The organism is Amycolatopsis umgeniensis (assembly GCF_014205155.1).
In the GTDB taxonomy this organism is placed as follows: Bacteria; Actinomycetota; Actinomycetes; order Mycobacteriales; family Pseudonocardiaceae; genus Amycolatopsis; species Amycolatopsis umgeniensis.
Genome location: NZ_JACHMX010000001.1, coordinates 2,462,321 through 2,475,542, shown reverse-complemented (window position 1 = coordinate 2,475,542; position 13,222 = coordinate 2,462,321). Strand labels below are relative to the sequence as shown.

Here is a 13,222-nt window from a genome sequence, read left to right as displayed (position 1 = left end):
ACGGGTAAGCGGCACTCGATACCGTGGCGATCATGACCGTAACCGTGCTCGTGCCCGACGAAGAGGGAATGACCGCGCTTTCGGAGATCGAGGGTGTCCGTCCGGTGGTGTACCGCCGGGGAGAGCCGGTGCCCGCCGAAGCCGCCGAAGCCGAGGTCCTCGTGACCGGTGACCAGCCCAGCGAGGAGCTGTGGCGCGAACTGCCGAACGTCAAACTCGTGCAGTTGCTGGTGGCGGGGGCCGAGGACTGGGTCGGCAAGGTGCCGGACGGTGTCCTGCTCTCGACCTGCCGCGGCGCGCACGGCGGAAGCTCGGCCGAATGGGTCGTCGCGGTCCTCCTGGCGATCTACCGCGGTCTCGACGGTTTCGCCGACGGCTTGCGCCGGAAGCACTGGGAGCGCCGGACCACCGACACCCTGCAGGGTAAACGGGCCCTCATCATCGGTGCCGGCGACCTCGGCAGGCATCTGCGACGGCGGCTGGAGACGTTCGACGTGCGCTGCACGATGGTCGGCGCGACAGCTCGCGAAGGCGTGCACGGCGTCGGTGAACTCCCCGACCTGCTGCCCGACCACGACATCGCCGTCCTGATGGTGCCGCTCACCCAGCACACCCGGGGACTGGTCGACGCGGAGTTCTTGGCCGCGATGCCGGACGAGGCGATCCTCGTCAACGTCTCGAGGGGGCCGGTCGTGGTCACCGACGCGCTCGTCGCGGAGCTCGCGGCGGGCCGGTTGCGCGCCGCCCTCGACGTCACCGATCCCGAGCCGTTGCCCGACGGGCATCCACTGTGGGATGTGCCGGGCCTGCTGCTGACCCCGCATGTCGCGGGCGCGGTGAGCGGGAGGCGGCAGCGCGCCTACGCGGTGGTGGCCAGGGAACTGAGCCACTACCTGGGCGGAGAGCTGCCGAAGAACCTGGTCCACGGCGAGTACTGATCAGCGTGGCGACACTGCACGTCGGCTGCGCGATGTGGACGCACAAGGCGTGGGCCGGGCGGTTCCTGCCGAAGTCGCTGCCCGCCGGGGAGCGACTGCGGGCCTACGCGGGTTGGTGCAACGCCGTCGAGGGCAACACCACCTTCTACGCGACCCCCGCCCGGGACACCGTCGAGACGTGGGCGCGGCAGACCGACCCCGGGTTCCGGTTCGTGGTCAAGCTGCCCAAGGTCGTCACGCACGAACGACGCCTCGCCGGGGTCGAGACCGAGATGCGGGCGTTCCTGGACGCGATCGAACCTCTCGGCGAACGGGCGGTCCTGTGGACCCAGCTGCCCGGCTCGTTCGGCCCGTCGGACGTCGACTCGCTCGGCCGGTTCCTGAGACGGCTCCCCGCCGGCCTCCGACGCGCCGTGGAGGTGCGCCATCCCGAGTTCTACACCGGCGCCCGCTCGGCGTCGCTGCTGGAGACGACCCTCACCGCCGCGGACGCCGAATGGGTGCCTTTCGACACGACGGTCTTCTTCGGCAGTCCGCCGGTCAGCGAGGCCGAGCAGGACGCCTGGGCCAAGAAACCCCGGCTGCCACGGCGGACGCGGGCGCTGACCGACCGGCCGATCGTCCGCTATCTGGGCCGGGACTCGACCGAGGAAACCGTCCAGGGGTGGCGGCCCTGGGCCGAGGTGGTCGCCGAGTGGTTGCGTGCGGGCCGGTCGCCCACGGTCTTCCTGCACACTCCCGACAACGACGACGCGCCGGCGCTCGCCCGCCGGTTCCACGACGACGTGCGCGCCCTGGTGCCCGGGCTCGACCCGCTGCCCGAGCCCGAACCGCTCGAGCCCGCGACCCTGTTCTGAACGTGAGCGCCACTCCGCCTGTCGTCGAAACAGTCGCCTGACGGGCCGGTTTCCCCTACCCTTCGCGCGTGAGCGATGACTATCAGACCAGTGTGATCTCGGACGTGGCCGACTCCGACAGCGGCCCCGGCCCGGCGGAGACCAGGGGCGGGATCGATCTCGGTCTGCTCGTCCTGCGCGTGGTGCTCGGCGTGACCATGGGCGCGCACGGGCTCCAGCACCTCTTCGGCGCCTTCGGCGGGCCCGGGGTCGGCGGCTTCGCCAAGGTGCTCGGCAGCTTCGGCTACACCAGCCAGACCACGCTGCTTTCGTGGATCACCGGGATCAGCGAGGTACTCGGCGGCGCGCTCGTGCTGGTGGGCCTGTTCACCCCGGTCGGCGCCGCCGCGTTGCTCGGGGTCTGCGCGAACATCGTGTTCGTGAAGTTCGGCGGCGGGTTCTTCCAGAAGGAGGGGCAGGGCTTCGAGTTCGAGCTCCTGCTGGGCGCCGCTTCGCTGACCGTCCTGCTCGCGGGCGCCGGGCGGATTTCGCTGGACGTCAACACCCCGTGGCGGAAGCGGCCGCTTTCGTTCGGGTTGATCGGGCTGCTGCTGACGGCGGCGGCTTCGGTCGTGGTGATCGTCCTGTGCCGCTGACGACTGGTCTTGCCGCGTGAAGGCCCCCTTCCCTCGGCTCAGCCGAGGGAAGGGGGCCTTCACGCGCATCGCGTCTTTACTTGTTCGGGTCCCGCACCGCGCCGGTGTCGGCCGACGTCGCCATCCGCGCGTAGGCCCGCAGCGCGGCGGTGACCTTCCGGTCCCGCGAGACCGGCTGCCACGGCCGCTCGCTCGCGTCCATCTTCGCGCGCCGCTCGGCGAGGACGTCCGCGTCGACGAGCAGTTCGAGACGGCGCTCGTGGACGTCGAGCAGGATCCGGTCGCCGTTCTGGACGAGCCCGATCGCCCCGCCCGCGGCGGCTTCGGGGGAGATGTGCCCGACGGAGATGCCCGACGAACCGCCGGAGAACCGGCCGTCGGTGATCAGCGCGCACTTCTTGCCGAGGCCGGAGCCCTTGAGGAACGCCGTCGGGTGCAGCATCTCCTGCATCCCCGGGCCGCCCGCCGGGCCTTCGTAGCGGATCACCAGCACCTCACCGGGCTGGATCTCCTTCTTGAGGATGGCCGAAACCGCCTCCTCCTGGCTTTCCAGCACCCGGGCCGGGCCCTCGAAGCGCCAGAGTTCCTCGTCGATGCCCGCGGACTTGATGACGGCGCCGTTCTCCGCGAGGTTGCCGCGCAGGATCGCGAGCCCGCCGTCCTTGGTGTAGGCGTGCTCGACGTCGTGGATGCAGCCGCCGGAGGCATCGGTGTCCAAAGAGGACCAGCGGTTCTCGGTGGAGAACGCCTCCGTGGTGCGGACCCCGCCCGGCGCGGCGTGGAACAGCTCGACCGCCCGCGCGGACGGCTCCTCCGCGCGGATGTCCCAAGTGGACAGCCAAGACTCGATGTCCGGTGAGTGCACGGAGTGGACGTCGGTGTTCAGGAGCCCGCCGCGGTACAGCTCGCCGAGGATGGCCGGAATGCCGCCGGCGCGGTGGACGTCCTCCATGTGGTAGTCCGAGTTCGGCGCGACCTTCGACAGGCACGGCACGCGGCGGCCGATGGCGTCGATGTCGTCGATGGTGAAGTCGACCTCGCCCTCCTGCGCGGCGGCGAGGATGTGCAGCACCGTGTTTGTCGAGCCGCCCATCGCCATGTCGAGGGCCATCGCGTTCTCGAAAGCCTTCTTCGATGCGATCGAGCGCGGGAGCGCGGACTCGTCGTCCTGCTCGTACCAACGCTTGCACAGCTCGACGACCGTGCGCCCGGCGTCCTCGAACAGCGCCTTGCGGGCGGCGTGCGTGGCGAGGGTGGAGCCGTTGCCCGGCAGAGAGAGCCCCAGCGCCTCGGTGAGGCAGTTCATCGAGTTCGCGGTGAACATGCCCGAACACGAACCGCAGGTCGGGCAGGCCGAGCGCTCCACAATGGACAGCCCGTCCTCGTCGACCTCGCTGCTGGCCGAGGCGGCGATCGCGGTGATCAGGTCGGTCGGTGCCTGCGCGACCCCGCCGACGACCACGGCCTTGCCCGCTTCCATGGGCCCGCCGGAGACGAAGACCACCGGGATGTTCAGCCGCATGGCGGCGTTCAGCATGCCCGGGGTGATCTTGTCGCAGTTGGAGATGCAGACCAGCGCGTCGGCCTGGTGCGCGTTCACCATGTACTCGACGGAGTCCGCGATGATCTCACGCGAGGGCAGCGAGTAGAGCATTCCGCTGTGCCCCATGGCGATCCCGTCGTCGACGGCGATCGTGTGGAACTCGCGGGCGACACCGCCCGCCTCCTTCACCGCGCCGGCGACGATCTCGCCGAGGTCCTTGAGGTGCACGTGCCCCGGCACGAACTGGGTGTAGGAGTTCGCGATGGCGACGATCGGCTTGCCGAAGTCGCTGTCGGTCATCCCGGTGGCGCGCCAGAGCGAGCGGGCGCCCGCCGCGTTGCGGCCGTGGGTGGTGGTCCGGGAACGGAGTGGGGGCACGGCTTGCTCCAAGGTTCGGGGTGGGACCAGGGCCTTGCCGGGCGAACCGGCGCCAAACTGGTCCTACCAATCCTACTCCCCGGAGGCTTCGTCCTTTTCCGGAGCCGGTTCCCCGGCCTTGTCGACGGTGTCGGTGAGCCCGGAGGGATCGGCCATGCGGCCCGCGCTGACCAGCGAGATCACCGGAAGGTGGCGGGTGCGCACGGCGGGGAGGGCGATCTTGGACTCGTCCTTCAGCACCGCCTGCACCTTCGCCTTGTCGGTGATGGCGAGGCCCTTGAGGGCGGACCACGGCAGGTCCCGCCGCCCGAACAGCGTGCGGACTTCCAGCCCCTCGGACGTCGCCGTCGTGCGGGTCCGGATGACGAACACCGCCAGCGCGATCGGGAAGAGGTAGAGCCACTGGAGGTACGGCACGTCGCCGAACGCGACAGGCGTCACACAGACGACGAGGAAAGCGATCGCCAACAGCGCCGTGTTCGGAATCTTGAAGACGGCTTTGGGAGCCTCGTTCGCCTGTTCTTGCTGCTTTTCTTCTGCCACGTCAAAGATGGTGCACCGCCGCCTTTCCGGCTCCGAACGCGGGTCTCGCCACGTGCCGAGGGTGTCCAACATGCGGAATCGCCGTCCCGCAGAGTTGACACTCTTGACGGCGACCGACTAGCTTCACTCTCGTGACAACGCAGACCGGCCTCGTACTTCCCCAGCGCGTCGACGCTTAGGGAAGTCTCCGCTGCGTCGACGCGCGACCCTCGTGCGACCACTCCGGTCGGCGGGGGTTTTTTGTTGCCTGGAACAATATTCCTGCCGAACCAGCCAATGAATACCCGAACGAGTGACTAGACAAGACGAGGCAAACAGCGATGACTAGTGCCACCTCGCGAGCAGAAGCGAACACCCCTGGAGCACGTCCCAAGCCGGCGCCGCCGGCCGGGACCCCGGTGCGGGTCACGGGCGCGCAGTCGCTCGTCCGCTCGCTCGAAGCGGTGGGCGCGGAAGTCGTGTTCGGTATTCCCGGCGGCACCATTCTCCCGGCGTACGACCCGTTGCTCGACTCGACGAAGGTCCGCCACGTCCTGGTCCGCCACGAACAGGGCGCGGGCCACGCCGCCACCGGCTACGCGCAGGCGACCGGCAAGGTCGGTGTGTGCATGGCCACGTCCGGCCCCGGCGCGACCAACCTGGTCACCCCGCTGGCCGACGCGAACATGGACTCGGTGCCGGTGGTCGCCATCACCGGTCAGCAGTCCCGCGCGCTGATCGGCACGGACGCCTTCCAGGAAGCCGACATCTGCGGCATCACGATGCCGATCACCAAGCACAACTTCCTGGTCACCGACCCGGCGGACATCCCCCGCACCATCGCGGAGGCCTTCCACCTCGCCTCGACCGGCCGTCCCGGCCCGGTCCTGGTGGACATCCCCAAGGACGTCCTGCAGGAGATGACCTCCTTCTCCTGGCCGACGGAGCTGCGGCTGCCGGGATACCGGCCCACGCTGCGCCCGCACGGCAAGCAGGTCCGCGAGGCCGCCCGGCTGATCAGCAAGTCGCGTCGCCCGGTCCTCTACGTCGGCGGTGGCGTGATCAAGGCCGACGCCTCGCGTCAGCTGATGGAACTGGCCGAGCTGACCGGGATCCCGGTCGTCACCACGCTGATGGCCCGCGGCGCGTTCCCCGACTCGCATCCGCAGCACCTCGGCATGCCGGGGATGCACGGTTCGGTCTCCGCGGTCGCGGCGATGCAGCGAGCGGATCTGCTGATCGCCCTCGGCGCCCGTTTCGACGACCGCGTCACCGGGCAGCTGTCCTCGTTCGCGCCGGAGGCCGCGATCGTCCACGCCGACATCGACCCGGCCGAGATCTCCAAGAACCGCAAGGCGGACGTGCCCATCGTCGGCGACTGCGCGGAGATCATCACCGAACTGATCGAGGCCGTCCGCGCCGAGACCGACAAGTCCGCGAAGCCGGACCTCGCGGACTGGTGGACGCAGGTCAGCTCCTGGCGCGACGACTACCCGGCGGGCTACGAGTGGCCCGAAGACGGGACGCTTTCCCCGCAGTACGTCATCGAGCGCATCGGTTCGCTGGTCGGCCCGGACGCGGTCTACACCGCGGGCGTCGGGCAGCACCAGATGTGGGCCGCGCAGTTCGTGAAGTACGAGAACCCGCGCACCTGGATCAACTCCGGCGGTCTCGGCACGATGGGCTTCGCCGTCCCGGCCGCGATGGGCGCCAAGTTCGGCGTCCCGGACAAGCAGGTCTGGGCCATCGACGGCGACGGCTGTTTCCAGATGACGAACCAGGAACTGGCCACCTGCGCCATCGAAGGCGCGCCGATCAAGGTCGCCGTCATCAACAACGGCAACCTCGGCATGGTCCGCCAGTGGCAGAACCTCTTCTACTCGGAGCGGTACTCCAACACCGATCTCGGTACCCACAAGCACCGCATCCCCGACTTCACCCTGCTCGCGGAGGCGCTCGGCTGCGCCGGGCTCCGCTGTGAGACCAAGGAAGACGTCGACGCCACCATTCGGCGCGCCATGGAGATCAACGACCGCCCCGTCGTGATCGATTTCGTGGTGGGGAAGGATGCCCAGGTGTGGCCCATGGTGGCCGCGGGCACCGGTAACGACGAAATCATGTCCGTGCGCGGGATCCGCCCGCTCTTCGACGACGACGAAGTCGCCGCCGAGGCGGAGATCAACGCGGCGGCAGAAGGAGACGCGCGATGAGCGTGCACACCCTGAGCGTTCTGGTGGAAAACAAGCCCGGTGTCCTCGCGCGGGTTTCCGGACTGTTTTCCCGGCGCGGTTTCAACATCGAATCCCTCGCCGTCGGGCCCACGGAGAATCCCGAGGTGTCCCGGATGACGATCGTGGTCGCCGTCGAAGAGCTACCGCTCGAACAGGTGACCAAACAGCTCAACAAGCTGGTCAACGTCATCAAGATCGTGGAATTGGAAAAGTCCACCGCCGTGCAGCGCGAACTGCTGCTCGTCAAGGTCCGCGCCGACAACACCGTGCGCAGCCAGGTCCTCGAAACAGTGCAGTTGTTCCGCGCGAAGGTGGTGGACGTGTCTCCCGAGGCGCTCACCGTCGAAGCCACCGGCACCTCGGACAAGATCGGTGCCCTGCTGCGGATGCTGGAGCCCTATGGCATCCGCGAACTGGTCCAGTCCGGAATGGTCGCGGTCGGCCGGGGCTCTCGTTCGATCACCGCCACCTCCGCCCGCTAAGAATCTTTGTCTGTAAGTCAGGAAAGGAAGTAGTACCCCTCATGGCAGTGGAAATCTTTTACGACGACGACGCGGACCTTTCGATCATCCAGGGTCGCAAGGTCGCCGTGATCGGCTACGGCAGCCAGGGTCACGCGCACTCGCTGAGCCTGCGCGACTCCGGCGTCGATGTCCGCATCGGTCTGCCCGAGGGCTCGAAGTCGCGGGCCAAGGCCGAGGAGCAGGGTCTCCGCGTGCTCACGCCCGCCGAGGCCAGCGCCGAAGCCGACCTGATCATGATCCTCGCGCCGGACACGAAGCAGCGCGCGATCTACGAGAAGGACATCGAGCCGCACCTCAAGGACGGCGACGCGCTGTTCTTCGGTCACGGCTTCAACATCCGCTACGACCTGATCAAGCCGCCGGCAGGCGTCGACGTCGCCATGGTCGCGCCGAAGGGCCCGGGCCACCTGGTCCGCCGCCAGTTCGTCGACGGCAAGGGCGTCCCGGCGCTCATCGCGGTCGAGCAGGACGCCTCCGGCAACGCGCAGGCGCTCGCGCTCTCCTACGCGGCCGCCATCGGTGGCGCCCGCGCCGGTGTCATCAAGACGACCTTCACCGAGGAGACCGAGACCGACCTCTTCGGCGAGCAGGCCGTTCTCTGCGGCGGCGCCTCCGCGCTGGTGCAGACCGGTTTCGAGGTGCTCACCGAGGCCGGCTACGCCCCGGAGATCGCCTACTTCGAGGTGCTGCACGAGCTGAAGCTGATCGTCGACCTCATGTACGAGGGCGGCATCGCGCGTCAGCGCTACTCGATCTCCGACACCGCCGAGTACGGCGACCTGACCCGCGGCCCGCGCGTCATCTCGCCGGCGGTCAAGGAAGAGATGAAGAAGATCCTCGGCGAGATCCAGGACGGCACCTTCGCCCGCGAATGGGTCGCCGAGGACGAGGCCGGACGGCCGAACTTCACCAAGCTCGAGAAGCAGGGTGACGAGCACCCGATCGAGGCGACCGGCAAGAAGCTGCGCGACCTGATGTCGTGGGTGGACCGGCCGATCACCGAGACCGCCTAGTTCTTGGGCCGAAGGGGCCCTTCGCCGCATCCAATGCGGTGAAGGGCCCCTTCGTCGCATCTGATGTGGGCAAAGTTCCCCTCAGCTTGCGCGCCGGAAAGCGATACCGTGGACACCATGAGTGAGCAGCCGGTGGACGACAAAGCCCACATCCGGCCGGAACTGGACTTGAGCGACGCGAAGTGGATCCGGGCGGAACCGGACGGCGCGAATCTCGAAGACTGCGTCGAGTACGCGTTGGTCTCGCACGCGGACGGCGTCACCTACACCGCGATGCGCCAGTCCTCGGATCCGGAAGGCCACGTCCTCGTGTTCACCCCGAGGGAATGGGACGCCTTCGTGAAAGGCGTGAAGGACGGCGAGTTCGACCTTCCTGTTTAGACGGTGTCCGGTTCGCCGGGCCGTCCGGTGGCGGCCGTGATGGCGAGATGGTCGGCGTGATCGCGGGATTTGACCGGAGCGCCGAAGTGACGGCTCGGTGTGGCGGCGTATTCCGCGTGCGCGCTGACTTCCTCGGCCACGCCGGAATTGTCTCAGCCGAGGACGAACGGCGGGTCGCTCATCGGGTCGGTCTCGCGGGTCTTCCGGTCGACTGGGTTGAGGCTGGCGGCGTGCGCCTGGACCAGGGTTTGGGTCGGGGGTGGGGGTGGGTCTTTCGAGGTCGGCGGGTTCGAGGGCTTCGGGGCTGCTCAGGCGGTCTGGTTGATCGCTTGCAGGGGGTTCAGTGTTCGGTGAGTGTCGTGCTTTCGGTGTGGCTCGGGTGGGCTACGGGTCGTCAGGTTCGGGGCAGCGGGTGCCCGGGGCCTGCGGGAGTGCGTTGTGAAAGCCACTTTGGCAACGTTGAGGGTTGCGAAAGTGGCTTTCGCAACGCCGCCGCCCCGCCCGGCCTGCCCGGTCTCGAAGGGGTCGCGTCAGCTCTCTCCGGTGTCGCGAAAGCCACTTTCAGGACATCAGACGTCCCGAAAGTGGCTTTCGCGACACCGCTGCACGGCAGTCGTGAAGAGGCGACCCCACCTAGGCGCTGCCGGAGCAAGTCTGGTCGCGAAAACCGCGAGCATGACTTACAAGGACACCACCTAAGAAGGTATTGGCTCCAACAGAAAGGTATGACCGACCCGGCCCAGCGCGAACCGCCCAAGCCTCACGAACCCCGCAGGACCGCCAGGATCTCCCGGTGCCCGAAATGCTCAGCCCACCCCACGGCGGACGACGAGTACAAGGAATCCTCGAGCAAAGGATCCGCCCCCACCGCCAGCAACGCGCGAACGGCGTCCACGTGCCCACCCTGCACTGCGAGGTGCAGCGCCGTCACCCCCTCGCCGTGGGAAAGCCCGCCGAAAGTCCCCTGACGGTTCACCGAAGCGCCCAGCTCGGCCAAGGTCCCGATCACCTCGGCCTTCCCTTGCGCGGCGGCCCAGGTCAGCGCGGTTCCCCGGTAGACGTCGGCGTCCACCTCCGCGCCACGCGCCACCAGGGTCCGCACCGCCTGCGACCGGTCGTTCCGCGCGGCCCACGCGAGCGCCTCGTTGACGATCTCGGCCGGATCTTCGCTCGGCCGCCATTCCGGGAAACCGCTGTGGGGACGGTGGAACTCGCGATGCGCGCCCGCCGCGGGGGAGAGCGTGCCGTCCGGCGCGATCAGCGCGTCGAGCAGGTCCGCGTGTCCCAAACCGGCCGCGACGCGCAGATTGGCGGGGGACAGGCTTCGCGCGGCCAGCACCTCGGCGGCCTCGCGGTGGCCCCAGAACAGCGCGACCACCAGGGGTGTCCCGCCGTCGCCGCGGGCGGGCACGTCGACAGGGGCGCCCGCGTCGAGCAGCATCGTGACCAGTAGCGGCAACCCGACATAACCTGCCTGGTGCAGCGCCGTCCAGCCGTGCACGTTGGCCGACGCCGGATCGGCCCCGTGGTCGAGCAGGATCCGGCACAGCCGCTCGTCGCGGGTCGCGGCGGCCATGCCGAGCAGGTCGTTCCCGTTCTTCCCGTGCGCATGGACGAGCGTGGGCAGGTCGCCGATCAGGCGCGCGAGACCGGCGAGGTCCCGCGCGTCGATCAGTTCCCGTGCGTTCTCGAAGGCGAGCTCAGCCGGTGACGTCACGCTTCCGCACGTTACCGCCGACCCCCGACAAAAGCCGCCATTCGGCCAGCGGGATCCGGTCGTCCTCGGTCAGGACCTGCAGGCAGACATGGTCCGCCCCCGCGTCCAGGTGTGCCTGCACCCGCTCGGAGATCGCGTCCTCCCCGACGGCGACCAGCGCGTCCACGAGCCGATCGGAACCGTAGTCCACCTCGGTGTGGCCGAACCGCCGCAGATTCGCCCGGTGGTGGGCGGCCAGCTCCAGGTACATCGACACGTGTTTCCGGGCGATCTCCCGGTCCGAGCCCAGCGCCACGGCCTGTTCGACGGCGAGGAAAGCCGAAGGTCCCATGATCTTGCGGGCCAGCGCGGTGTGTTCGACCGGGACGAAGTACGGATGCGCACCGTCCGCGCGTTCCGCGGCCAAAGAGAGCATCTTCGGCCCCAGCGCGGCCAGGAGCCGTCGTCGCGGAAAGTCCGGTGTGGACAGTTCGGCCGCGTCCATCCCGTCGAGGTATCCGCGCATCGCGTCCAGCGGTTTGGCGCCCGGAAGATGTCCGCCGAGCCCGAGGATGAACCGGCCCGGATATGCCTCGGCGAGTGTCCGTTCGGCCGCGGCGGCGGCGATCGGTTCCCGATGGCCGAAGCGCGCGATACCGGTGGCGACCGTCAGCCGCGAGGTCGCCGCCAGCAGCAGCCCGGCCTGGGTGAAGGCCTCCCGTCCCCGGTACTCCCCGAACCACAACGTGTCGAAGCCGAGCTCTTCGACTTCCGAGGCGGCATCGCGGACTTCGCCGATTTCCTTGCCGTCGAAGGAGAACGTCCAGATCCCGACGCTCATCGGGCCACCGCGGTCAGCGCCGGGGCCAGCCGCTCCAACTGCGTCACGAGCGTCTCGAGATCGTCGCCGACGGGGGTGACGAGCACGGTGTCCGCGCCGGCGTCCACCAGTTCCTTGATCCTGGCCGCGATCTTCTCCTCGTCGCCCCACGCTGTCAGCCCGTCCACGAGCCTGTCGCTGACGCCGTCGATGTCGGCGTCGGTGTAGCCCAGCCGCTTCCAGCCCTTGAAGTAGTGCGGGATGTCGTACTGCTTCATCAGTTCGATGCTCTTCGCGACGTCCGCCCGCGCCTGTTCGCGGTCGCCGAGCAGGACCGAATGGGTGGGGATGAGCAGTTTGTCCTGGCCGAGGATCTCGCGCGCGTACGGCGTGTGCTCGAAGGGCTGGGCGAACGGATGCGCGCCGTCCGCCATGTCCCGCGCGAGTTCGAGCATCTTCGGGCCGACGGCGGCGAGGATCCGCGGAAACGGGACCGGCGAAGGGAATTCCTCCTCCGCCGCGGACATGCCCGCGAGGTAGTCACGGGTCTGTTCGAGCGGCCGGTACGCCGAGCCGGTCTTCGCTGCCTGGTGTGCGTGGCCGATCCCGACGCCGAGTACGAACCGGCCGGGGAAGGCCTGCGCGAGCGTCCGTCCACCGCTTTGGGTGGTGTACGCGGGCCGCGACCAGATGTTGGCGATCCCGGTGCCGACGACCACCCGTTCGGTGGCGGCGAGCGTGATGGCGCTGTACGCGAACAGCTCCCGGTTCCCCGGCCCTTCGCCACCCCACACGGTGCGATACCCCGCTTGTTCCAGCCGCTGCGTCGCCCGCCGTTCCTCGTCGGGTGTCGGCGTGAACATGCCGACAGGCAGCCAGACGCCCACCGGTCCCAGCCGGTCGCGGGTGTCTTCGATCAGGTTCATTTCAGTCTCCCCAGCTAACATGAGGCAGCCTCCGGTTACCTCGCCGACTATACGGAGGCTGCCTCCGATTTGTCGAGACTAAGCTCGGGAGCGCGATGGACACCGTGAAGAAGCCGCTGCGCGCGGACGCCAGGCGTAACTACGAGCGCCTCCTCCAAGAGGCGAGGCGCGCCTTCGCGGCGCACGGGGTCGACGCGTCGCTCGAAGAGATCGCGCGTCAGGCCGGTGTCGGGATCGGAACGCTCTACCGGCACTTCCCGACGCGGGAGGACCTGGTCGAGACGGTGCTCCGCGAGGGGTTCGACACGCAGGCCGAGGTCGCCCGCGAACTCCTGGACTCGCCGGAGCCGCTGAGCGCGCTGAAGACCTGGCTCGCCGGAATGGGTGAGCAGTCGGCGCGTTATCGCGGGCTGCCCGACCTGATGGTCGACGTCCTCAACGACGAGACCTCGCCGCTGTACGCGTCATGTCACGCCATGCGGGACGGCGTGTCCCATCTGGTGGAACGGGCGAAGGCCTCCGGGGAGCTCCGGGCGGACGTCACGGTGAACGAATTGCTGGTGGTGCTCCACGCGCTTTCCTGGGCCAGTGAACACCTTTCGGGTGACAAGGGGCTCGAGCGGCTCCTCGATCTCGTTTTCGCCGGATTACGGGCGAGTTAACAATCCCCTGTCACCAGGTCTAAACTGCGGCGCAACCGGGCACAACGGCGTGACCGTCAACAGTGAGTCGCAGGCACAGACCAGATAGTGGGAGCC

14 protein-coding genes are annotated in these 13,222 nt (G+C 68.7%); 8 read left to right on the top strand and 6 right to left on the bottom strand.

From position 1 onward, the window contains the following. Nucleotides 1-32 precede the first annotated feature (32 nt). The 3 genes from HDA45_RS11095 (at nucleotide 33) to HDA45_RS11085 (ending at nucleotide 2,430) form a co-directional block, all read left to right on the top strand. Nucleotides 33-938, top strand: coding sequence for a 2-hydroxyacid dehydrogenase (locus HDA45_RS11095; protein ID WP_184894372.1), 906 nt, complete (start codon nucleotides 33-35; stop codon nucleotides 936-938). Nucleotides 939-970: 32 nt separating this feature from the next. Then, nucleotides 971-1,795, top strand: a complete 825-nt coding sequence (locus HDA45_RS11090; RefSeq protein WP_184905498.1) for a DUF72 domain-containing protein — start codon at nucleotides 971-973, stop codon at nucleotides 1,793-1,795. 92 nt (nucleotides 1,796-1,887) lie between these two features. Further along, nucleotides 1,888-2,430: a DoxX family membrane protein gene (locus HDA45_RS11085; protein WP_184905495.1), complete on the top strand. Its 543-nt coding sequence runs from the start codon at nucleotides 1,888-1,890 to the stop codon at nucleotides 2,428-2,430. Nucleotides 2,431-2,506: 76 nt separating this feature from the next. Here HDA45_RS11085 and ilvD read toward each other — a convergent pair whose 3' ends face one another. Together ilvD and HDA45_RS11075 are read right to left on the bottom strand one after the other, a co-directional pair. Further along, complete coding sequence (ilvD, locus tag HDA45_RS11080) at nucleotides 2,507-4,351, bottom strand: dihydroxy-acid dehydratase (protein WP_184894370.1); 1,845 nt, start codon at nucleotides 4,349-4,351, stop codon at nucleotides 2,507-2,509. Nucleotides 4,352-4,423: 72 nt separating this feature from the next. Further along, entirely contained in the window at nucleotides 4,424-4,894 is a 471-nt protein-coding gene (locus tag HDA45_RS11075) for a PH domain-containing protein (protein ID WP_184894368.1), read from the bottom strand. Between the two features lie 320 nt (nucleotides 4,895-5,214). Between HDA45_RS11075 and HDA45_RS11070 the strand changes: the two genes are divergently transcribed. The 4 genes from HDA45_RS11070 (at nucleotide 5,215) to HDA45_RS11055 (ending at nucleotide 9,022) form a co-directional block, all read left to right on the top strand. Further along, nucleotides 5,215-7,083: an acetolactate synthase large subunit gene (locus HDA45_RS11070; protein WP_184894366.1), complete on the top strand. Its 1,869-nt coding sequence runs from the start codon at nucleotides 5,215-5,217 to the stop codon at nucleotides 7,081-7,083. Then, entirely contained in the window at nucleotides 7,080-7,586 is a 507-nt protein-coding gene (gene ilvN / locus HDA45_RS11065; RefSeq protein ID WP_005162051.1) for an acetolactate synthase small subunit, read from the top strand. The genes HDA45_RS11070 and ilvN overlap by 4 nt, the downstream gene beginning before the upstream one ends. 41 nt (nucleotides 7,587-7,627) lie before the next feature. Beyond that, nucleotides 7,628-8,641: a ketol-acid reductoisomerase gene (ilvC, locus tag HDA45_RS11060; protein WP_184894364.1), complete on the top strand. Its 1,014-nt coding sequence runs from the start codon at nucleotides 7,628-7,630 to the stop codon at nucleotides 8,639-8,641. Nucleotides 8,642-8,758: 117 nt separating this feature from the next. Beyond that, nucleotides 8,759-9,022, top strand: a complete 264-nt coding sequence (locus tag HDA45_RS11055; RefSeq protein WP_184894361.1) for a DUF397 domain-containing protein — start codon at nucleotides 8,759-8,761, stop codon at nucleotides 9,020-9,022. Here HDA45_RS11055 and HDA45_RS11050 read toward each other — a convergent pair. From HDA45_RS11050 to HDA45_RS11035, 4 genes are all read right to left on the bottom strand, one after another. Further along, nucleotides 9,019-9,162 (bottom strand): hypothetical protein, encoded by a 144-nt coding sequence (locus HDA45_RS11050; RefSeq protein ID WP_184894359.1) that lies wholly within the window; start codon nucleotides 9,160-9,162, stop codon nucleotides 9,019-9,021. The genes HDA45_RS11055 and HDA45_RS11050 overlap by 4 nt on opposite strands. Before the next feature lie 620 nt (nucleotides 9,163-9,782). Then, nucleotides 9,783-10,739 (bottom strand): ankyrin repeat domain-containing protein, encoded by a 957-nt coding sequence (locus tag HDA45_RS11045; protein WP_184894357.1) that lies wholly within the window; start codon nucleotides 10,737-10,739, stop codon nucleotides 9,783-9,785. Continuing rightward, nucleotides 10,723-11,559 carry a TIGR03620 family F420-dependent LLM class oxidoreductase gene (locus HDA45_RS11040; protein WP_184894356.1) on the bottom strand — a complete coding sequence of 279 codons (837 nt, stop codon included), beginning with the start codon at nucleotides 11,557-11,559 and terminating at the stop codon, nucleotides 10,723-10,725. Before HDA45_RS11040 ends, HDA45_RS11045 begins: the two co-directional genes overlap by 17 nt. Next, the gene (locus HDA45_RS11035) at nucleotides 11,556-12,464 is read right to left on the bottom strand and encodes a TIGR03620 family F420-dependent LLM class oxidoreductase (protein ID WP_184894354.1); all 909 of its coding nucleotides are present in this window, start codon (nucleotides 12,462-12,464) and stop codon (nucleotides 11,556-11,558) included. Before HDA45_RS11035 ends, HDA45_RS11040 begins: the two co-directional genes overlap by 4 nt. Before the next feature lie 95 nt (nucleotides 12,465-12,559). Between HDA45_RS11035 and HDA45_RS11030 the strand changes: the two genes are divergently transcribed. Beyond that, nucleotides 12,560-13,126: a TetR/AcrR family transcriptional regulator gene (locus HDA45_RS11030; protein WP_184894352.1), complete on the top strand. Its 567-nt coding sequence runs from the start codon at nucleotides 12,560-12,562 to the stop codon at nucleotides 13,124-13,126. Nucleotides 13,127-13,222 lie beyond the last annotated feature (96 nt).

Bases quoted from the DNA above. Each gene is read 5' to 3' on its own strand.
- HDA45_RS11095 (WP_184894372.1), top strand. From the start codon at position 33: ATGACCGTAACCGTGCTCGTGCCCGACGAAGAGGGAATGACCGCGCTT.
- ilvC (WP_184894364.1), top strand. From the start codon at position 7,628: ATGGCAGTGGAAATCTTTTACGACGACGACGCGGACCTTTCGATCATC.
- HDA45_RS11040 (WP_184894356.1), bottom strand. From the start codon at position 11,559: ATGAGCGTCGGGATCTGGACGTTCTCCTTCGACGGCAAGGAAATCGGC.
- HDA45_RS11070 (WP_184894366.1), top strand. From the start codon at position 5,215: ATGACTAGTGCCACCTCGCGAGCAGAAGCGAACACCCCTGGAGCACGT.
- HDA45_RS11090 (WP_184905498.1), top strand. From the start codon at position 971: ATGTGGACGCACAAGGCGTGGGCCGGGCGGTTCCTGCCGAAGTCGCTG.
- HDA45_RS11035 (WP_184894354.1), bottom strand. From the start codon at position 12,464: ATGAACCTGATCGAAGACACCCGCGACCGGCTGGGACCGGTGGGCGTC.
- HDA45_RS11030 (WP_184894352.1), top strand. From the start codon at position 12,560: ATGGACACCGTGAAGAAGCCGCTGCGCGCGGACGCCAGGCGTAACTAC.
- HDA45_RS11055 (WP_184894361.1), top strand. From the start codon at position 8,759: ATGAGTGAGCAGCCGGTGGACGACAAAGCCCACATCCGGCCGGAACTG.
- ilvN (WP_005162051.1), top strand. From the start codon at position 7,080: ATGAGCGTGCACACCCTGAGCGTTCTGGTGGAAAACAAGCCCGGTGTC.